Origin of the sequence: Lewinella cohaerens DSM 23179, from assembly GCF_000379805.1 — a bacterium.
Classification (GTDB): Bacteria; Bacteroidota; Bacteroidia; order Chitinophagales; family Saprospiraceae; genus Lewinella; species Lewinella cohaerens.
In genome coordinates this window covers 1-20,195 of record NZ_KB903537.1, presented here as the reverse complement: position 1 = coordinate 20,195, position 20,195 = coordinate 1, and the positions used below count along the sequence as shown (strand labels likewise).

General features: G+C 44.4%; 18 protein-coding genes. 4 read left to right on the top strand and 14 right to left on the bottom strand.

Features of this window, described 5'->3' with window-relative positions; translation table 11 throughout:
- Window positions 1–6 precede the first annotated feature (6 nt).
- The 8 genes from A3EU_RS0107535 to radA all read right to left on the bottom strand — a co-directional run bounded on the left by A3EU_RS0107535 (window position 7) and on the right by radA (window position 7,982).
- On the bottom strand, window positions 7–1,575 hold the full coding sequence (locus tag A3EU_RS0107535; protein WP_020535530.1) for a CotH kinase family protein: 1,569 nt from the start codon (window positions 1,573–1,575) through the stop codon (window positions 7–9).
- Between the two features lie 30 nt (window positions 1,576–1,605).
- The gene (locus A3EU_RS0107530) at window positions 1,606–3,198 is read right to left on the bottom strand and encodes a CotH kinase family protein (protein ID WP_156825693.1); all 1,593 of its coding nucleotides are present in this window, start codon (window positions 3,196–3,198) and stop codon (window positions 1,606–1,608) included.
- A gap of 163 nt (window positions 3,199–3,361) precedes the next feature.
- Window positions 3,362–3,592: a hypothetical protein gene (locus A3EU_RS0107525; RefSeq protein WP_020535528.1), complete on the bottom strand. Its 231-nt coding sequence runs from the start codon at window positions 3,590–3,592 to the stop codon at window positions 3,362–3,364.
- Between the two features lie 83 nt (window positions 3,593–3,675).
- On the bottom strand, window positions 3,676–4,149 hold the full coding sequence (locus A3EU_RS0107520) for a sterol desaturase family protein (protein WP_020535527.1): 474 nt from the start codon (window positions 4,147–4,149) through the stop codon (window positions 3,676–3,678).
- A gap of 99 nt (window positions 4,150–4,248) precedes the next feature.
- Complete coding sequence (locus A3EU_RS0107515) at window positions 4,249–4,998, bottom strand: tetratricopeptide repeat protein (RefSeq protein WP_020535526.1); 750 nt, start codon at window positions 4,996–4,998, stop codon at window positions 4,249–4,251.
- 101 nt (window positions 4,999–5,099) lie between these two features.
- Window positions 5,100–5,702, bottom strand: a complete 603-nt coding sequence (locus A3EU_RS0107510; RefSeq protein WP_156825692.1) for an RNA polymerase sigma factor — start codon at window positions 5,700–5,702, stop codon at window positions 5,100–5,102.
- A gap of 192 nt (window positions 5,703–5,894) precedes the next feature.
- The gene (locus A3EU_RS0107505; RefSeq protein WP_020535524.1) at window positions 5,895–6,536 is read right to left on the bottom strand and encodes a TapB family protein; all 642 of its coding nucleotides are present in this window, start codon (window positions 6,534–6,536) and stop codon (window positions 5,895–5,897) included.
- 69 nt (window positions 6,537–6,605) lie between these two features.
- Entirely contained in the window at window positions 6,606–7,982 is a 1,377-nt protein-coding gene (gene radA, locus A3EU_RS0107500; protein ID WP_020535523.1) for a DNA repair protein RadA, read from the bottom strand.
- A 603-nt stretch (window positions 7,983–8,585) separates the two neighbouring features.
- Here radA and A3EU_RS0107495 point away from each other — a divergent pair.
- The gene (locus A3EU_RS0107495; RefSeq protein WP_211213911.1) at window positions 8,586–9,353 is read left to right on the top strand and encodes a Bax inhibitor-1/YccA family protein; all 768 of its coding nucleotides are present in this window, start codon (window positions 8,586–8,588) and stop codon (window positions 9,351–9,353) included.
- Window positions 9,354–9,421: 68 nt separating this feature from the next.
- Here A3EU_RS0107495 and A3EU_RS0107490 read toward each other — a convergent pair whose 3' ends face one another.
- Together A3EU_RS0107490 and A3EU_RS0107485 are read right to left on the bottom strand one after the other, a co-directional pair.
- Window positions 9,422–10,000, bottom strand: coding sequence for a flavin reductase family protein (locus A3EU_RS0107490; protein ID WP_245569341.1), 579 nt, complete (start codon window positions 9,998–10,000; stop codon window positions 9,422–9,424).
- Window positions 10,001–10,131: 131 nt separating this feature from the next.
- On the bottom strand, window positions 10,132–10,806 hold the full coding sequence (locus A3EU_RS0107485) for a hypothetical protein (RefSeq protein ID WP_020535520.1): 675 nt from the start codon (window positions 10,804–10,806) through the stop codon (window positions 10,132–10,134).
- A gap of 282 nt (window positions 10,807–11,088) precedes the next feature.
- Here A3EU_RS0107485 and A3EU_RS0107475 point away from each other — a divergent pair, with 282 nt between their 5' ends.
- Window positions 11,089–11,784, top strand: a complete 696-nt coding sequence (locus tag A3EU_RS0107475) for a tetratricopeptide repeat protein (protein ID WP_020535518.1) — start codon at window positions 11,089–11,091, stop codon at window positions 11,782–11,784.
- Window positions 11,785–11,799: 15 nt separating this feature from the next.
- Here A3EU_RS0107475 and A3EU_RS0107470 read toward each other — a convergent pair whose 3' ends face one another.
- A complete protein-coding gene (locus A3EU_RS0107470) occupies window positions 11,800–12,561 on the bottom strand; it encodes a hypothetical protein (protein WP_020535517.1) in 762 nt (253 codons plus the stop codon).
- Between the two features lie 228 nt (window positions 12,562–12,789).
- On the opposite strand from A3EU_RS0107470, the gene A3EU_RS0107465 reads away from it, so the two are divergent.
- Together A3EU_RS0107465 and A3EU_RS0107460 are read left to right on the top strand one after the other, a co-directional pair.
- Window positions 12,790–13,542, top strand: a complete 753-nt coding sequence (locus tag A3EU_RS0107465) for an ABC transporter ATP-binding protein (protein ID WP_020535516.1) — start codon at window positions 12,790–12,792, stop codon at window positions 13,540–13,542.
- Window positions 13,543–13,708: 166 nt separating this feature from the next.
- The gene (locus A3EU_RS0107460) at window positions 13,709–14,929 is read left to right on the top strand and encodes an ABC transporter permease (RefSeq protein ID WP_020535515.1); all 1,221 of its coding nucleotides are present in this window, start codon (window positions 13,709–13,711) and stop codon (window positions 14,927–14,929) included.
- Between the two features lie 223 nt (window positions 14,930–15,152).
- Here the strand turns inward: A3EU_RS0107460 and A3EU_RS0107455 are convergent, their stop codons facing one another.
- The 3 genes from A3EU_RS0107455 to A3EU_RS0107445 all read right to left on the bottom strand — a co-directional run bounded on the left by A3EU_RS0107455 (window position 15,153) and on the right by A3EU_RS0107445 (window position 19,804).
- Window positions 15,153–18,812, bottom strand: coding sequence for a reprolysin-like metallopeptidase (locus A3EU_RS0107455; RefSeq protein WP_044085565.1), 3,660 nt, complete (start codon window positions 18,810–18,812; stop codon window positions 15,153–15,155).
- Between the two features lie 97 nt (window positions 18,813–18,909).
- A complete protein-coding gene (gene msrA, locus A3EU_RS29715; RefSeq protein WP_020535513.1) occupies window positions 18,910–19,431 on the bottom strand; it encodes a peptide-methionine (S)-S-oxide reductase MsrA in 522 nt (173 codons plus the stop codon).
- Window positions 19,415–19,804, bottom strand: a complete 390-nt coding sequence (locus tag A3EU_RS0107445; RefSeq protein ID WP_020535512.1) for a methionine-R-sulfoxide reductase — start codon at window positions 19,802–19,804, stop codon at window positions 19,415–19,417. Before A3EU_RS0107445 ends, msrA begins: the two co-directional genes overlap by 17 nt.
- Window positions 19,805–20,195: the final 391 nt, after the last annotated feature.

The window sequence follows — 20,195 nt, the reverse complement described above, 5'->3', positions numbered from 1 at the left end:
GGTTGCTTACTTTACTACAATTTCATAAAATTCCCTTGCGGCTCTGGCTGGAGAAAGTGCAGCAATGTACTTGTTCTCCGCTACCACATAGTATTGTACTTCTTCTGTAAGCTCAATCTGCGCAGCCCATTCGTTGTTTTCGTTGGCAGCCATGGGTTGGCGTTGCCAGGGGGCAAAAGCTTCTAGTCTGAAATAAATCCAAACCTCATCAGCCTCCGTTACAGAAGCAGTAATAATAGCTTCTTCACCAACAACTTGGTGTTTGACTTCACTGACAACTGGAGGTGCCTTTTGCATCAAAGGGTGCGCCAGAATGTTTTCTGCCCTTTTGTCCATCAATTCTGTAATACCAATAATGCTGGAATTATCTACGCGAACCGTCTCATTGAGGTTCTTTTCGTAGAGCTCCATGGAATAGAGGCGATTGGGGTCTTTGTTGACGTCCTCACTGATGAGTGCTCGTATTTCATTTGCCCGCTCTTTGTACCAGCCGTTGCTGAAATTTTCTTCTACGATGGTCTTTACATGGGCCAGGTACATCTTTCGGTAATGACTAACGCCGAGCAGTTTAAGGACGAAGGGGCGTTGGGTGTTGTTTTCTTTGTAATGTAAAAACAAACTCATATCCTGCATCGCCTCATTACTCAGCGGTGTTCCCATGCCTGTATAACGAAAACCGCCGAAGCACAGGTTCATGTCCCATAAAACAGGGTGCCAGGTATTGTATTCATCCTGGTAGAGGTAATAATTGTGGCAAAGACGACCGATATAGCTATCGAGATTTACCATCACATTGTTATAGGCCAGCATCCAGAGCGCTTCGTTAATGTTCATCCGTTGTTCCAACGCTTCGGGATTGGTGTTGATAACGCTGATCAACTCCATGAGCTCTCCCCAACCATTCTTTGATTTTATCTCATAATAAGGGAAGTAACAGACAGAGTCTTTGCCGAGAAATTCGAGACTCGCATTGTTTCCTTTTTTACAATTACCGGGCGCACTTTGGTCCCAACTGGGGTCACATTTGAAGAAAACTCCTTTTTTGCTACCATAGTATTGTTTCAGAAAATCCTCGTCTACCGATTCTGAGAGGTTATACAGCCCCATATAGTTGTCGTTGACATATACACGAGAGTAATTGGCACGCGGAGCAGGTANATACTTACGGGCAATATCATAAGACAACACTTCCCGAATAAAGCTGGGGTCGCGGAAAACGTTGGAAAGCTTCAGCGTTTCGTAACCTCCAGGTAATCGGGCATCCTTTTCCTGGAAGTTTACCTTGATATTGAAAGGTAGTTTGCGACCACCGGCATTGCGAACATTAAAGTAGGAGCTGTTGCCTTTGTACCGAATCCCAGAATTAGGATATGCTTTTCCGTCAACATTAACATCGGCAATAAGTCGCTCGTCTTGTCCTCGCTCTTTGAGCGAGTCCAGTAATTCGTGCCAGTTAGGTTCAGAAAAATTAATCCTAACTTCCACAATGTGTTCAAGGGTGTAAAGCTTGTCTTGAGCTTGTAGAGCAAACGATAGAAAGCCCCAAAGGCTACAGATAATAAGTATGCGATTCATTGACGATAATTTACAAAAAAACACCCCTTCCTACTGATTGACTTCCCGGAGGGTAGTTTTGTATTGTTCGAAATTGTAGTGGCTGGGGCTAAAACTTACGGTCTTAACGTTTTCTGCCATCAAGTAGTATTGAATTTGGTTCTGGCCATCGGTTGGTTTAATGACCACACCAAAGACGCCATCGTTGGCTTGCTCATCATAATGCTCCCCATCATTAAGCATTGGAACCATTTTGAAGGCTTCATTTTCGTTAAAACGGTAGTAAAGGTAGACATTCTTGGGGTAGTCTTCTACCGTAGCATGAATTCTGAATTCATCAAGTTGGGTGCTGGAAAAGCGTTCCCGGCCTTCAACGCCAACTTTACTAATTGCCGGAGGAAGAAAGATATAGACCTCCTGACTTTCTAACCAACTGGCTCGCTTGTCCATAAAATCAACCAAACCGGGAATACGGCTACGCTTGCCAATGACCTCGGTTAGGCTTTGGTTAAATTCAATAGGAGAATAGTACTGGCCGGGATCATTCCTGCGGGCTTCGCTGATCATAGCTTGTAAGGCTTTGGCCCGGTTTTCTAGCTTACCACTCATCACCCATTCGACCAGGATAGTGCGAAAGTGCGCAAGATATTGCTTGTAGTTAATCTCGTCAGCAAGAATTACGCTGATGAGCGGCCTTTCTTCATTGTTTAGGTGAAGGTCGGGGGAAAGCGTTAATAAAGTAGCAGTACTTAAGTCCGAAGAGTTGGCACCGTCATTTTTGTAACTACCAAAAGCAAGGTTCAATTCTCCTAGAATAGGCGTGATCTTACCTCCAAGTGGTTGGTATAAATAATAATTACTTGCATACTGCCCGGTATAGGAATTCAGGTTTACCAAAACGTTGTTGAAGGCCAGCATCCATAGCGTTGCATCAATATCTACGAGTTGAGCTAATTCGGCAGGTGATGAGGCAAGGGTCGATGATAATGTTTGTACCAGACCCAGGTCTCCTTGCAGAAGTTTCCAATTTGCAGCGACACAATTTGCAGGTTCTTCGTGCTGTAAAGAACCAAATACATTACGGCTACATTCTTCTGAAACAATAGTTTGAGGTTCCTCTGTAGGAGTAACTAATGTGCCCTTGGCGTTTTCAAACCGATCTTTGAGATATCCTTTTTCTACGGCTTCTATATTAGCGAACAAACCGTAGGGTTCTCCGTTGATGGTTACTTCCGCGAAATTGGCAGCGGGCGCATTAAAGTAAGTGCGGGCGATTTCACTAGCCAATACTTCGCGAACCAAAGAAGGGTCACGCAATGCACTGGACAGATTGATGACATGGTGCCCCTGGTAATCTTTACTACCTAAATCAATGTAAAGGCCATTGCGCTTTCCGTTGGGGGTGAATGAGCGTCCGTCGCGGTAGCGAATACCTGCCTCTGTAAGGACGGTGCCGTTTACCTGGAGATCACCGGTGAGGAGCTCGTCTCCGTTAAAACGAAGAGAATCCAGTAGGTATTTCCAATTGTCAGCATTGAAGGTGATATCAATTTGCTGGATGNTATCCGTTTGGTAAAAGTCATTTTGACTACTACCAAAACTGCACAAAGAAGTAACAAGGAGAAGGGTAAGAATGTGCTTCATGATAAAAGGAGTAAAACTGCTCTGGTGATGAAAATAGCGTGCCTGGCACTCTACCGGCACAACACTGCAATATTAATGATTTTTATGCAGATCATCCCCTTTGCTTAGTAAGCAAGCTGACCCTTGTGCAGATGGTAGGATTCCTTTAGGTAATGGTAGGGAATCAGGATGTAGAGGAGAAGAGCTGGGATACGTGCAAGACGACATTCATAAGCATAATAGCTGCTAGGGCCAGCCCAAGAAGGCGCATCCAGGTAGCATTTTGCTGTCGGAAGCTTTCCACCCGCTCCCGCCTTTCGGGATCTTTGACTTTGATAATACCACGAGCAAAGAGATAGAGGTATACCCCAAGGGCTAATAATAAGACTTCTACAAGAAGGCCAAGGAATTCCATAGTTCAAGGAATTGGTAAGTAACACTGCAAAACTAAGTGCTTATGGGGTAAAAGCACGGAGTTCGCTGGTTTTTTTCTGGTATTTACTTACGCTCGCTTCTTTTGCGGAAATACTTGGAGTTTACGATTAGTAGGCCAAAAGACTCTCCGGCTTCTTTTTCACGGTTGGCATGATGAGCACCGTGTGCGCGAAGAATAGCCCTGCTGTAGCGATTGTCCAACTGACGAAACCACTTGAAACGCTGGTGAATATAAACGTCGTGGATAAGGAAGTAGATCAGACCATAAATAGAAATGCCAATTCCTACGAAAGTGAGCCAGAAAAGGTTTTCTACATTCAACCCAATGATATAACTGGCCGCACTGGGAATGGCGAAAACCAGAAAAAATAAATCATTCTTTTCAAAAAAGCCCTCATCATCCGGATGCGGTTTGTGGTGATCTTCGTGCCAGGCCCATAGTAAACCATGCATCACAAATTTGTGGGCAAACCAAGCAACAAACTCCATCGCAAGGGTAGTTGCTATGATAATGACGATATAAAAGAGTGTGCTCATGGATAATATTCCTTTTGTTGGGTTTTCAACAAAAAAATAGAACGATGGTTTTATTTTTTCTCTTTCTGTATTGATTTTATCTAAAGCCTAGGATAGGTACTACTGAAGCGTATCTAGTAATTTAGCCGCTTTGGTATGTAATTGACCGCTATCTGTGGGTATTTTCTCCAAATATTCAACTGCGGCCTCCGGATTGTCTTCTGCGAGCGCAAATAGTGCTGCATACCAAAAGGCTTGGTCTTTGAGAATAGGATGGTTAAAAAGTGTTTTGATAGCGGATTTGGCTTGCTCTGTTTGGCCGTTTTCCCAATAGCTGATAGCTAATGCTAGTTGGAGCGTTGGCTGCTCTGGTTCATTTTGTAAAATATGATCAAACTCCTTGATAGCAGCAGTGTAATCTTGCTGTTGATAGGCTTCGAGTGCCATCGCTGCAGGATTTTCTTCACCTCCACTACGTGAAGTAGGGTCTAGGGAATACACTTCGTAGTTGTCTGCAAATAGCTCCTGTGAACTTGGGTTTTGTTGTAACAAAAAAAGAATACCCAAAGCTCCTACTAACAGTCCTGCGGCTACACTCCAGCGTAACCAAAGCTGTCGACCGATAGGAACAATTTTTGCCTCTTGGTTACTCTCTATAGTCTCTTCGTGAATCACTTGCAATCGACTCCTTAGGTTTTGCTGACTCCCAAAAGCAATACCCTGCCTCATCTCTTGCTGGAACAAGGTATCTTTAGCGAGTTTATTTTCTTCAGACAATCGTTGCCTAAAGGCTTTGTGAGCCTGTTGGTCCAAACTACCGTCCAGGTAATCGTCTATTTCGTTCCAATACTGATCTTCTTTCTCACTCATTTTGACTGATTATCAATCGTTCAGACGCAGTGGTACTATGTCTTTACGTTACAAAATTTCAACTATTAAACCTATTTTAACCATCAAACCATCAAACCAATTCACCCCCAAACTTCCTTAGCCACCGGTTGAGCTAAAACCCACTCCCGCAGTTTTCGCAGGCAGCGAGATTTTTTGTTTTTGGCAACCTGTTCGCCCGAGTAGCCCATCGTTTCGGCAATTCCTTTCATTCTGCTTCGCTCAAAGTAGTAGAGCTGCAAAACTTTTTGGCAATCGCCACCTAGCTGCCGTAATCCTTCCGCAACGAGCTGATTCCGGTCATTATCTTCTAGAATATCGAGAATGCCAGCATCCAAGCTTACCGTTTCTTGGTGAACCTCGGTCAGGGGTGTTTCCCTTTTCTTTTTCCGTAATTTCATTAACCATAGGTTACGGCATATTGCGTAGAGTAAGGTTTTCAAGCTAGCAGTGAGCACAAATTCGTTCTGACGAGTCTTGTGGAAAAGCGCCACGAGTCCATCTTGAAAAACATCGGCTGCGTCTTCTCGCTCGCCACTGTTTCGAATCACTAACTGCTCTATCATACTGTAGTACTGTTGATACAATGCACGCAAACCTTCATCTTGCTGGTTGCTGCGATTAGATTGTAAGTACTGTAGTATTTTCTGGTCGTTAATCAACAGGGTTTGACTATTATTGCTCAAAATGTAAAAAGGTAATCAAGCTGTTCAAGAAAATATCGGAGAATAAAAAGTAAAGATAGGTCTAAATCAATAAGTAACAGCACGAAAACAAAGTGTGTTTTCTGAGCACTAATAAGGTCTAAAATAAAATCCCGTATTCTGGTTACAAACCAAGAATACGGGATAAGAAATTTTTCTTTTTTGAAAGAGGAATTAAGGAAGCTCGAAGCTTGACAGCCGAAAGCCAATCTCTTGGGCTGAATTCCACCAATAATTATTAAATCGGACGATTCCGACCCCCTCGGCGTAATAAGTATTAATTAACTTATTATGTATTGGTTCGGCAGTATCCGTTGCCGTTACGGTACCTTGGACATTAATACAATCAAAAACACCAGCGGGAGTTTCAACAGTTGTGAGTTCATCATAGAAGATGTAATCAATAAAACCGAGGTTGGCAGCCACCGTATCTGTGTAAATAAGGTCTCCGCTTAGTGATGCATTTAGTGTGGGAATGGAATTGTCGTCTCCTTCCGCATAAAGTATGCCATTTGAAAGGCGGTAGCTATCTGGAATTATACTTTTAAAGATAAAACCGGCTGATTTTTCTATTTCATAAACAACATCTTCTCCATCCTGGTAGCTGTTTATTACGGTCATGGTATCCATTCCGGTTACAACTTCTTCTTCGTTTTCTACATTGTAAGATTCATACACCCAAAAGGCACCGACCTCCAAAGGGAAGTAGTCACTAGCATCTGGTGGAGGAACAATGTTTTCATCGTCATCATTACAGGTTGGGAAAAGGAGGACACTAAGCAGGAGCAAAGTGAAGAGAGAAAGCTTGGTCTTCATACTATGTGGTTTTCTTAATAAACGAGACCAATAAGCCACTGTTATAATTCAACTAGTTTTAACATGTTCTTATACGAAGAGTGCTTTGTATAGCTCCTCCAGTTTGCCAATGGTATACACCTTTATACTATAGCGTTCTGTATCCAGACCCTTGGTATTGTAACGGGAAATGAAGATTTCCTTAAATCCAAGGCGGTCTGCTTCCTGAATGCGTTGTTCGATCCTGTTAACCGCCCGTATTTCTCCGGATAAACCTACTTCTCCTGCAAAACAAACATCGGTAGGAATAGCAACATCTTCGTAGCTCGACATAATAGCAGCAACAATACTGAGGTCAATAGCGGGATCGTCAACCCGAATTCCTCCGGCAATATTAAGGAAGACATCTTGCTGGCCCAAGGCAAATCCTGCACGCTTTTCTAGCACGGCCAATAGCATACTCAGTCGACGCAAATCAAAACCAGTTGCGCTTCGTTGAGGCGTTCCATAAACAGCGGTGCTGACCAGCGCTTGGGTTTCAATGAGCATTGGGCGCAAGCCTTCCATTGTTGCCGAAATAGAACTACCTGAAAGTTCTTCATCTTTTTGCGAAAGCAGTAACTCCGAAGGGTTGGAAACTTCCCGTAAGCCCTGGGCCTGCATTTCATAAATACCCATTTCATCGGTGGAGCCAAACCGGTTTTTTAGCGTCCGCAGAATACGGTAGGAGTAGTTGCGGTCTCCTTCAAACTGGAGGACGGTATCTACAATGTGCTCTAGTAGTTTTGGGCCGGCAATACTTCCTTCTTTGGTGATATGCCCAATGAGGAAGACCGGAATGTTGGTTTCCTTGGCGAAGCGTTGCAGCTCAGCAGCACATTCTCTGACTTGGCTCACGGTGCCGGGCATGCTTTCTACATTAGGAGAAGAAAGAGTTTGGATAGAATCCGCAACAATTAACTTGGGTTGCAATTCCAGTGCGTGATTGAGTACCTTTTGAGTGTTGGTTTCTGTGAGGATGAAGCAGTGCTCCATATTGCCTCCCAGCCGCTCGGCTCTCAGCTTTATTTGTTGTTCACTCTCCTCACCACTTACGTAGAGGACCTTGGCATTCACACCCAGCGCGAGTTGTAGTAAGAGGGTTGATTTCCCAATTCCGGGCTGCCCGCCAAAAAGGACAAGCGAGCCAGGTACGATTCCTCCTCCAAGCACACGGTTGAGTTCTTCATCAGGGCTAACGAGGCGCTCTATTTCTCCCGCCTTAATTTCAGGAAGAGGTACAGGGCGTGGCCCGGTACGCTTAGTCTCCTTTCGCCAACTTTGAGTTTGCTCCTCCCTGGCATTGGTTTTGGAGATTTTTTCTTCTACCAGTGTATTCCATTCTCCGCACTGTCGGCATTGGCCTTCCCATTTAGGAGACTCACTTCCGCAATTCCGACAAAAGAAAACTGTTTTAACTTTAGCCAAGATTTAATTTTTTGTTGGAACAATGTTACGGATTTTTATCTTTTTTCAAAAATTTACCCAATACTTTAATCACAGACCTTTATAGTGCCCTTGCAGGGCTAGGGTGCGAAAAAGCTAGGTTGGTGCAGAAGGAGAGTACTATTTTTTTATGAATAAATGAAGCTTAGTTAATATAGTTGCTTTTTTTGATATGAAATTTTTTTGGGTGAAAATAAACTATGAACTAATTTTTATTCTATATTTGTATTGTTGAGCAAATAATATAGCTTGGCGCGAAAAGGTTTCTCCGCAGGAATTAGAGCAATTGATTAGAAGTGTGCGGATTCGACAACCCTTTCAAATTCTATCGAAGATTGTTTTCATTTGGTTTTTTGGGGTTATACAGGGTCTTCCTTCGGGAGACCCTGTTTTTGTCTGGGAGATACGCTTCTTCGTCGAAGGTTTTAATTATCTATAAACTCTTGGTGGTCTCTGATTGTATCTATATTTTAGAGTTTATTTTGGACTGGTTCGCAATAAGAATAAGTTCCGAACAACTTCTTAGAGTTTTTAATAGAAAAGCGCTCTGGCAAATATGCCAGGGATAAAACAATAACAATTTTTATGAAAAGGAGAGGAATGTTTTCGTCTTCCAGTAACCCGATGTTTCGGGAGAAAACGCTTCAGCGCGCAGCTCAGAACACATTGGATGGAGACTTTATTAAGGTAAGCGGAGATCGTATGACGGTCAGCGGAGCAGTGAATAAATCACTAATCTTAGGCGCTATCATGCTACTCACTGCTGTTATAGGGTTTACTTATGCGAGCCCTGTTTTGATGTGGGGAGGTGCTATTCTAGGACTGGTGACAGTGCTTGCTGCTAGCTTTAAACCGGAATGGTCGACCTTTCTGGCACCACTTTATGCAGCTTTGGAAGGTTTTTTCGTCGGTTCAATATCGATGATTTACGCAGCAGCATTTTTCCCTGGTATTATCTTTCAGGCAGTTACCCTCACAATGGCGGTATTCTTTGTGATGCTTTTTGTATACAAAATGGGCATTATTAAAGTAACGGGGAAATTCCGTAGCGGAGTAATCATGGCTACGGGTGCTATTTTCTTGGTTTACATCGTCAATTTTGCCCTTTCTTTCTTTGGCATCAATTTGCCATTTTTACATGAAGGCGGAATGATGGGTATTGGCATTAGCCTGGTAATTATCGGCGTAGCTTCGATGAACTTGCTGCTGGATTTTGATAATTTCGATAAAGGCGAGAAATTCGGAGCACCTGCTTATTACGAGTGGTTCTTCGCAATGGGTTTACTGGTAACACTGGTATGGCTCTATATTGAAATCCTACGCTTGTTATCTATCCTGTCGTCTAGCGATTAAAGATTAGCGATTAATAAGGATATGATTTTAGGGTAGAACGATATCTGTTATCGTTCTACCCTAATTTTTTAAGGCCTGGGGTATCCCAATTTTCCGACCTCTTCTGTTTTATAATAGGTGTCGAGACCTGCTACGCTCAGCGTGCCCAATTCTTGGTGTGCTACGTGCCCACTTTCTGCGATTACCTCATCAGGTAGCATTATTTCAACAATTTTTCCTATTAGGAACAGTGTGCCATTGGCCTTGATGTGGTGTTCTTCTACCAACTCCAAGCCAATTTTTACCTTGCTTTCTTGTACATAAGGTGCAGGAACAAGCTCACTGTATTCTGGCGTTAAGCCTACTGCTTTGAACTCTGAAGTCTCTAGAGGGTAGTTGGCGGAACTTTGGTGAGCAGCTTCAAGGATAGTTTCATCTACAGTATTGAGTGTAAAGAACCCTTGAGCTTTCATATGATGGTAGGTTTGCCTAGGTACTGTCAAAGGACGCATGATGAAACCCAGTAGGGGTGGAGTAGCGCCAATGTGTACTACCGAGCTAAATAGACCCAAGTTTTCCACTCCGCGATGGCTTTTGGTACCTATGAGGTGAAGCCCCCGCGGTCCGGGAAGGGTGTTGAAAAAATTACGCCGGAAAAATTTTTCCATTTTAGGAAAATCCGAAGCATTGAAGTGCATAAGTTGGTTTTATTTTGAATTGTAAGCCTATTACAACTAAAAAGCGGAAAGCTGGTTTTTGTTCACCTGCTTTCCGCAAAACGCCCTTCAAAATTTATCTGTTATACACGGTAAGGGAAACGGCGAGCCATCACGCGTGCCAAATGGCGGACAATCTCAGCGTGCCGATCATTCCAATCCGTTTGAACGACTTTGTCGGTATTCCAAACACTTATGCCGTCTTCTCCATCAAGTACGGAGGCGGAAAGAAATACATCACTGGTCTTCGTTGGGATAAACCAAAGAGCATCGCCGCCAAGGAGGCTTATGGCTGAAAGTGCCATGCTAACTCCAAAGGATTCCAACTCTGTTAAGAACATATCTTTACGGATACTGGTACGAACAACGGCATCCACGCCAAGCACTTCGGCCAGCTTGGTCGGAGACATGGTCCAGCTTTCGCGAAAGCCAATACCAGCTTCCTCCAGTTTAGCATTGGTTTCGGTATAGTGTTGTAGATTGATAAGAATTTCACCATCCCGCCGGCCAGAGCGCTGTGCTACTTCATCGAAAATGGCAATCTGAAAAGCAAGGCTTTCGTTTTCTTCGACTTGTTCAATCATTTCCTTTGTCATCTCTTCGGGAATGCGACCGGTGGTGATGGTTTGGCTAGGTAAAACAGCGATGGTTTGATGCTCGCCCGCATAGTTTTCATAGGCGGCGGTTTCGTAATACTTGGGGCTACAACTAAACCAGCTAAGAGTGAGTAAGAAAAGCAAGAATTGGAGAGCTTTCATAAAGGTTTAATTTAGGGGTTTGTAAAGGTTTTTTTATAATTGCTACCCTAATTTACGGAGACTTTTGGGGAGTTGACAAGAGATGAAAGGTACTTTAGGATCACCTTAACTGGAGGCATTAGAATTAAGAAAAAGCTAACAGGTTTTTCAGCGTTTTCGGTCCTTCTTTTGACGAATTGATAACATTATTTCTGATAACTTTTGCTTTGTATAAGTTTGCTCTCGGTAAAAGCGTTTACCTTTGGATACAGTATTTGATAAAGCCATAAATAAGTGGCATCCATGATGAAAGCCTTATTGTTCACTTTACTTTTTACTTTACTGGGGAGTGGTCTGTTCGCACAGGACGCCCTTCAGGAAGCCCGCCGACTGAGTAATCGTCATGATTATCAGCAATCCTCTAGCCTTTTACTTACCTATATTGATGAGCATCCCCAGCGTAAGTATGATTTAGGTCGGGCTTGGATGCTTCATAGTTATAACCTCCTAAGAGTAGGGGAATTGGTGAAGGCTAAAGAGGCAAATGATCGCTCTCTTACTTTGAGAATGCAACTGCGTTCTGGAGATATTGCGGAAAACTACCTGCAAGCAGCACAGATCAGTCTTTCTAATAATCGACCCGATGATGCCTTGGTAGCTGTACAGCAGGGAATGCAAATGTTGATCGAGAACCCTCAATTGTATGCTGACCTCAATTTGCTGGCAGCGCAATCACTTAATCTGATGGGCCGCTATGATGAAGCCAATCGTTATTTTCAAACAGCACGGGAAGTACTGACCATTGAGTTAGGAACTGATGACCCTGCTTACGGGATGCTGCTAAGGTCTGGCGGTCGTTTACTACAACAGCAAGGGCAATACCAAGCGGCGTTCAACCACCTGGCTTTATCTTATTCGACCTTGAATACTCCGGTGGAAAAGGTGAGATCTCTACTGTTGGCTTACGAGTTGTATTACCAGGTAAAGACTAAGGGGTAATCGATTGCTACCCCACTAAGGTTGATAAAGCTTCTGTGTGAAAAGAAACCCGAAGTTATCATTCTCCAACGGAATAGTCAGCTCAAGTGATTGGGTGTTGTCAAAGCGGGGAAAGGCCACGAGGCCTCGGATACTCTCTCCAGGGCGTAGGGTCGTACGCCTTAATACGATTTCTTGCCAGAAAGGGAGCTCTTGGGAGGAAGGCAATGCTTCTGGGTATTCCGTAAGAATAGGATCTTGGTGAAAACTTAAGCCCCAGGCGATTGTGGGAACGGCTACATCTACGGCAAATTCGAGGGCATCAAGCGCATCGTTGTCATAATAATTGTCACTATCCGAGTCATTATCGCTTGTAGCAGCTACAACAGCTGCCCCTACTAGTACAATCCCTCCTGCAACAGCAGCGTTTTTAGCATTAGCTTCTTTTTGAGATGCTCGCATCTCCATAGACAGTATAATGGCCTCTGGGTCAAGCGCGGGCATTGGGTAGCCGCTGGGCGTCTTAAGAGAAAGGACTTCGGGGCTTACTAGAATAGGGAAGTCTTTTTCGTTAATCACCTCTATATCAAATAGTAAATATTTACGATCAGTATGGCTAAAGGCAGCCCTAACAATGACACTATCTTGTTTCTTTTCGGCGATCGGCTGTCCCTGGAACCAGAAGACATTCTCTTGCGCCTCAGGAACGATACGAACAATCTTTTGGGGTGTAAAGCAGCCCGTGAATAAAAGGCTTATACCCATAAGAAGGAGAAGGTTGGTATAGATTCTTAGCATGTGGTAGGGTGTTTCTATTTAATGTAAAGGTACTCAGGGAGTACTACTTAAGGCAATGTCGTTGGCGTTAAGGAAGGGTTAAAATTGGTCGAATAGATAATCTGTTTAATCGAATAGCGCAGAGATAGCTCTTTGTTTTACCTATTATTAGAAAATCAGAAATTAATGATCACTGGTTGTAATAAATTTCAACGAGTGATGACTAATAGACAAAACCAACACATTTACATGAGTACTCTAATCGAAGCGCGGGGCTTAATCAAGGATTTTGGTGATTTTCGCGCGGTAAATAATGTTTCCTTCCAAGTAGAGGCAGGAGAGATTTTTGGCCTGCTAGGCCCCAATGGAGCAGGAAAGACCACAACACTAAGGATGTTGTCTGGATTATTGACTCCCTCCGGCGGAGAGGCCATTATGAATAGCCATTCTATGCAAAAGGAGCAAATGGCTGCTCGTCGTTCACTGGGTTTTCTTACCGGCGATATGGACCTTTACCGACGCTTGAATCCAAGAGAATTACTGATGTATTTCGGTAAACTTTACGAAACGCCAAAGGCAGAATTAAATGCTCGGGTAGACCGTCTTATCGAGGCTTTCGGGATCACCCCTTTTGTCGATCGTCATTGCGAAAAACTGTCGACGGGACAGAAGCAACGCGTTTCCATTGCCCGCACCTTGGTGCATGATCCCAAAATTGTGGTATTGGATGAACCTACCACTGGTTTGGATATTATGGCTTCGGAATTTATTCTTCAGTTTATCAAGAAGATGGCCCGGGAAGAAGGAAAAGCACTCATCTTTTCTACCCACAATCTTACAGAGGTCGAGCGCCTGTGTGATCGTATCGGCATTATTCATGAGGGAGACCTTGTTTACCTGGGAGATGTTGCTGGAATCAAAAAGCAAACAGGGCAAGATACTTTACCGCAAGCATTCTTTGAATTGGTGAAAGAAGATAAAATGGCTACCTCTAGCCTTTAATCTGTTTTTCTGCGCAATACTTCTGGAACAGCACGAAAATAGATTGCGATTTTATTTTCCACAATAGATAACTAAACGGTTCAATTCAAGTGTGTTAGCTATTTGGAAAATTTGAAAAAAATCTTAATCTGTTTTCTGCGCAATACTACGTCAAATAAATAATAGAATGAGAAGTCATATTATCGCTACAATATTTTCAAAAGAAATCAAAGAGGTTCTTCGCGACAAGCGAATGCTCTACTTGATTATTTTACTTCCTTTTTTCTTGTACCCGGTCCTTTTTACGCTCATTGGTGGGGTAGGGGCTAGCCAGCAAGAGAAACTTATGCAGCAGGAAATTGCCGTTTGGGTTTCTCCTAATGCTACAGATACACCCTTGCCAGAGATACTGGCCGAGGACCCGAGCCTGAAAGTAGAAATGAAAGCTTTTACGGAAGCCGACCTAGAAGGACAGAAACGAACCATGGGTATCCAACTACCCGATGATTATCAGGAGCGCCTCAATAATGGACAATCGGCTGAAATTGTCATTTATGCGGATCAATCGCAGGACGTGTTGAACATGCGGGAACGAATATTACGGACCCAGTTGACCGGTTTAGGAGATCAATTACTAAACGAACGATTAGCCAGCAAGGAGTTGAGTCCTGAATTTGCTAACCCACTGTCTATCGATAGTGTAGATTTATCGCCGGAGGAAAGTGGAGACCGAATGATGGTCGCATTTTTACCCATGATGATCTTACTATTCATTTTCATTGGTTGTATTTATATAGCTATTGATATCACAGCCGGAGAAAAAGAACGTCGAACGCTTCAGACCTTGTTTACGACCACTGCTTCTACGAAAGAGATCGTAGCGGGCAAGTTTCTTGCGGTCGCTGCCGTGGGAATCGTAAGCGCTACCATGAATATATTGAGTTTGGTAGTAGCCATGAATATTCAAGCCTATCTATTGGAAGAGGAGTCTGCTGGTATGGCCATGAATTTGGCACCGGAAGCATGGGTTTGGCTAGTTATCCTCGTACTTCTGACCACCCTGTTTTTAGGAGCCTTGTCGCTTGCAGTTGTGCTGTTGGCAAACTCTTATAAAGAGGCACAAAGCTACGTCAGCCCACTGATGATGGTGGTGCTTATTCCTGCTATGATGGCCATAATGCCGGGAGTCGAACTCAATATGCAAACAGCATTAATTCCTGTATTCAATGTAGCACTTTCAATTGTAGCTATCCTGAAAGGGAACTTCGATACCAGTATGTTGGCTATTGTTGCGGCGGCAAGTTTTGTATATGGCATCTTAGCCCTGTATCTGGCGAGCCTCAGCTTTGGTAATGAGAATATCATCACCGGCGAGAAGGTCAACTGGAAAGCGCTTTTGGGGAAATAATTACAGGTAACTACGGCCAGTAGTAAAGTCTATAAATAAAAAGGAGGCTGATCAAGCATTTGATCAGCCTCCTTTTTATTTTCCAGTACCCAGTACCCAGTACCCAGTACCCAGTACCCAGTACCCAGTACCCAGTACCCAGTACCCAGTACNCCAGTACCCAGTACCCAGTACCCAGTACCCAGTACCCAGTACCCAGTACCCAGTACCCAGTACCCAGTACTTATTCTACCACCACGCGTTCTACGTGCTGGCCAATCTGGATAAGGTAAATACCCGCAGGTAAAGTACTCAGGTCCAAGTTGTGCTGTAGCGTACCGTTAGCTACTTGTGCTTGCTGTAACAACTGAGCTTGCAGGTTGTACACCCGCAGGCGATAATCCTGCGTTGTTGCTTCACTCCACTGTAGTACCACCTGACCTTTGGTCGGGTTGGGATACAAGCGGAAAGCTTCTGCAGCGGCAATGTTTTCGTTACTCGTTACACAAGCATCAAGGATGTCGATAGTGAAGCTGGTTACAGGCAAGAATCCACCGGTGCCATCTTGCACTACAAAAGTGAAGTTGTCTTCTGTTACCGAGTTGTCGGTGTTAGCGTAGTAAACATTACCTGCATCCAGTGATGACTGACGGAAGATGTCTCCTACGAACAGCTGCTGATCAAGGAAGTAAAGTTCGCCAGCTGTAGGTTCTGATACGACCATATATTCCAGTTCAAAGGCGTTTTGAGAATCATCCTCAACAGCTAAGAAAACGCCGGTAATATTGCCACTTTCGTTAGGCTTTACACAGAATTCTTCGTTGCGAACAACGATAGGAGCATCAGGAGAAGAGGATGCACAGAACTCAATGGCCCATTCATCAACAGAGCCTGGAGAACCAAATCCTGTTTCTGTAATTTTTACGATTAGCTTCCATTCTCCTTGGCTCTCTTCACCAATAAAGGCGGCTAAAGCTTCTGTAGGTATATAACTTGACTGACTTGTAGGAGGACATTGGATAGTCTGTGGAGCATCATCATCAAAACCTACATTTACTCGGTCTGTAGAGAAACACTCACCATCATAAAGCAATACTTCTGTTAGCTGTGGGCTACGCAGTATAATCTGGAAGTTTTGAATAGGCTGGTAGCGAACATTAAGAATCGGAATGTTGATATCGCTAATTGTTCCTTGGAAGTCAACATTGATTGTGGAAGTTATCGTCGGTAGCGGCCCCTGGCCAGGGATGTTTAAAGGAGTGTCAGTTGATGTTTGACCTTCGCAAGTAGCATTTTCTGTATGAAAGGTATAAGGCGATGACCATGGTCCACCGCCACACTCGTTGATAGGACGAATACGCCAGAAGAACAAGGTATTCTCTTCAAAGAGAATCGTAGGGGTATATTCCGTTGTCTCCAATCTTAGCGCTTCATCAATGATATCATCACCGAACTGTGGGCTGGTAGCCAGTTCAAAATCATAGAACTGGGCATTCGGTAAATCCGTCCAAGAAAAATCAGCACTTAACACTACGCCAGAGGCTCCTTCAGCAGGGGTTAACAGCTCCAATGCACTGAAGTCATTGTTGTATACCTCCACATTGAAAACACGGTAAGTCGTATCTTCATCTGTCGTTACAGCTCGGACTTCTACCGTAAGCGGACCATCAAAAGTACTATTGCTAAAGTCTAGCGTAAGACTAGTGCCTTCGCCAGGTTGGAGCTCAGTAGCAGTGAAGTTGGCAACCACGTCTTCAGGTAAAGTAGAAGTGATATCCAGCGTAATAGTACTGTCATAATCCAAGATCGATGCGGTAACGAACTCAATATCTGCGGTACTTTCAGGTACACAAATCTCTTGGTACAAAGGACCATAGTCGAGCGTGTAACCTGCTTCTACTGCTGGTTCGATGCTGAAATCTTGGTTGGAGATATCAAAAAAGATATTATCCGCAGCATCTATTCTTACTCTCGCATCACTAGATACAGCATTAGGCACCGTTACAAAGGCACTGCCATCATTAGGCGTATCAGCCAATAAAGTGATGGGGTAAGTTAAACCACCATCTATAGACAAGCGAATATTTACGCGTTGGCAATTTACAATGTCTCCATCGGTATTGGCCACATCCCATGTTACTTCGGTGTAGTCGCCTACATTCCATTGGTCGCCGCTAGTGTTTGGCGAAGTCACCAGGAATGGACCTGCTTCTACAGCTGCCCGAAAGGCAACACCTGCCCAAGCCACACCGCCGCTAGTAGGGTGGTTGTCACGTACCGCACAGCGAAAGGTCATATTACGGCTGTAAGTAGGGAGCACCTCTGTATTGTCACTAGTATTGTTGATAATCTTTGTCAATAGCGGAAATACCCTTGTTGGAGAACTTGTTGGCGAAAAAGAACGAAATAGGGGAGAGTCTCCTACTGGCGAGCCAGGAAAAGGTCCGTAATCGCCCGCTTCTTCATCGTAAGGGTAGCTCAAGTTAGTATTACGTTGTTCCCAACAATAGGTCAGGTCATCGTTTTCCATATCTGTTGCACTAGCCGTTAATTCGAAAGGCGTGCTGATAGGAATGAAGAAGCCATTCTCATAATCTACCGTTACTTCAGGGATCGTATTCCCTTCTGCGATCGGTGTAGCACAAGCATTACCGTCGTCGTCACGGGTATAAGCAAAAATTTGCTGTAGCGAGGTCTGGTTGTAGTAGTCACTAGAAGTGTTGGCAATGTTATAGCCAGACGGACAGATACCTGCGTATCCCATGATTGTCGTACCACCACCTGGTTCAACAGCAGTACCTACACTTACGTTTTGGCAACCACTTTGTACGTGGGTTGCGCCAAACTGGTGGCCCATTTCGTGACACAGGATATTGATCACAAATGGATCACCCTGTGGGCTACTCCGGGTAGAAGTTGCGCGACCCTTACCCGAAGACCGACAAACACCCTGTAGTTGTGCAACACCCTGGCCACTGCTAGGTCCTGTGCTGATAACGTGGCCAATGTCGTAAGCTGCATTACCTATAATGCCATCGAGTACGCCTGGGTTATCATTGAGCATCTCGTCAGTTTGATTCTCATAAGGGTCCGTAGATGGATCCAAGAAGATCAACTGATCATTGTTCTCAATCAATTCGAGCTGGATCGCCATGTCACGACCAAAAACTTCGTTTACCCGGTTGATAATTGTGACGATTGCTGCCATGGAGGTCTCGACAGTGCCACCATGAAAGTTGCTAAACTCTCCGGTACAAGCCATCGCCAAGCGGTATCTACGTTGTACAATACTGGGCCCACCTGCAGTTGTCTTATCCTGTTGAGTAATCACTTCCGGAGAAGCATAGATTTCTTCAATGTTCAAGCCAGTTTCACCGCTGGCATTACACTCAAATCCGCTCCATAGCTCGGTATTCAGGTTCTCTTCTACGAAATAGCTTACGTAGTAGCGATCATCATTCAAAGCATAAGGGTCAATGTAGATGGTGCCTTCCGTGGTACGGATAGTAGCGTGCAAACCTTGGTAGGTCCATCCTACTCGTCCGCCAAGAATACCTTCTGCAAGCGTAGGCAAAACCTCGTAAGTCTGAATGCCCGGGTAGCGTGCCGCCAACCCAGGTGCCATTACGGATACTGGTTTGATGGGCATGGCAAGGGTTTTGCCATCAGGCGTAGGCAAGGTTACCTGACGCACACTTTTGTCTGTGGCAAGTAAACGGCTAGCTAAAGCATCAGATGCAAGTTCTACCAAGCGATAGTTGGTGGCGAAAGTTTGCGTTGTCGCTCCAGCGGCCAAGTCTAATTGGGATACCTGGCGGTTCGTCCACATGCCAGGGTCTGTTTGCGACCATCCAGCAGTGAAGGAAAATACACCAAGCAGTAGAAATAGTATACTACGTTTCATCGATAAAAGCATTAATTTAGTTTCTTCGAGGAAAGATAGTAACTAATTGGTGAGCATCGCTCGTAAATCAGCGAATTTGTAAGTTACTGCACTTAATCTACGCTAGCATTGTCTTTTTATGGACAATAGCAGTGTTTTCAACAAGCCCCTTGACTGGTTTGGGGGTTAGTCCGCGCGTATTGCAGTATTGTTGGTGGCGTTCATCCGCAGGCCAAAAGATAGAAGCTTCCTTTAATTCAGTATATACTTTGTGTCCTAGTTGTTCCAGCTCAACATGCCATGATTGAGCAGCCTCCATTTGTTCGGGCCTGGTGTAGAAAATCACCGATCGGTATTGTCCACCTTTACCACGACGGTCAATGCCAGGGTCATGGATAGAAAAAAATGCCCGCAATAGCTCGGAGGTCTTTAATTGTTGCTCGTCATAGGTGACAGCTACGACTTCGGCATGGCCAGTTGTCTTGGTGCACACTTTTTTATACGTAGGTGCAGGTAAGTGGCCACCCATGAATCCCACCTGGGTGGCCACTACACCAATGAGTTGGGCCAGGTGGTACTCTTTACTCCAAAAGCAGCCACTGCCCAGGTATATCTTCTTAATATTACCCTTGTTCGACATCCTCCCGCTTTACAAATTTGATAGAAAGTGAATTGACACAATGGCGGGTGTTTTTTGCAGTGAGTCGCTCTCCCTCAAAGACATGCCCCAAATGGCCGCCACAATTATCACAAACGATCTCTACCCGACGGCCATCTGCATCACGAACCCTGCGGACGGTATTCGGCAGTTCATCATCAAAACTGGGCCACCCGCAACCGGAGTCAAATTTGTCATTCGCGTCATAAAGCGGAGCTTCGCAACGGCGACACACAAAAATACCATCCACTTTAAAATCATTGTACTCCCCCGTAAAAGGCCGTTCTGTACCTTTGTGAGCAATCACATATTCTTCTTCCTTACTTAGGGTATTCCACTGTTCTTTGGTTTTCATTGGTTGTTTTTTTCTATTAACAATAGAGTGTTCAAAAAGATTAATACTTGGGGCCGTGCCATCGTTCCTCGGCACCAGGCTGTTCGCTCTTTCCGCTCTTTAGGGGCGGGTTTTAAACCCGACCCTAAAGAGCGGAACCGCTTCCATCCCTCGTCCTAGGTCGCTCCGCGCCCCGCGCTCCGGCCTAAAGGCCTGCGCGCTCGTTTGGTGGTGATGAGGGGGTCGTTAATGGCATGAACAAGGCAAATTCATGAACAAGGCAAATTCATGAATTTGCCCTTAGGTTAAAACAAAAAAGCGGCGGCACCCCTAAGGATACCGCCGCCTGTTGCTATCGTATGATCAAGAAGAGGTAGCAACTCACCCCTCCTTCAATTATCGTTAATTACTT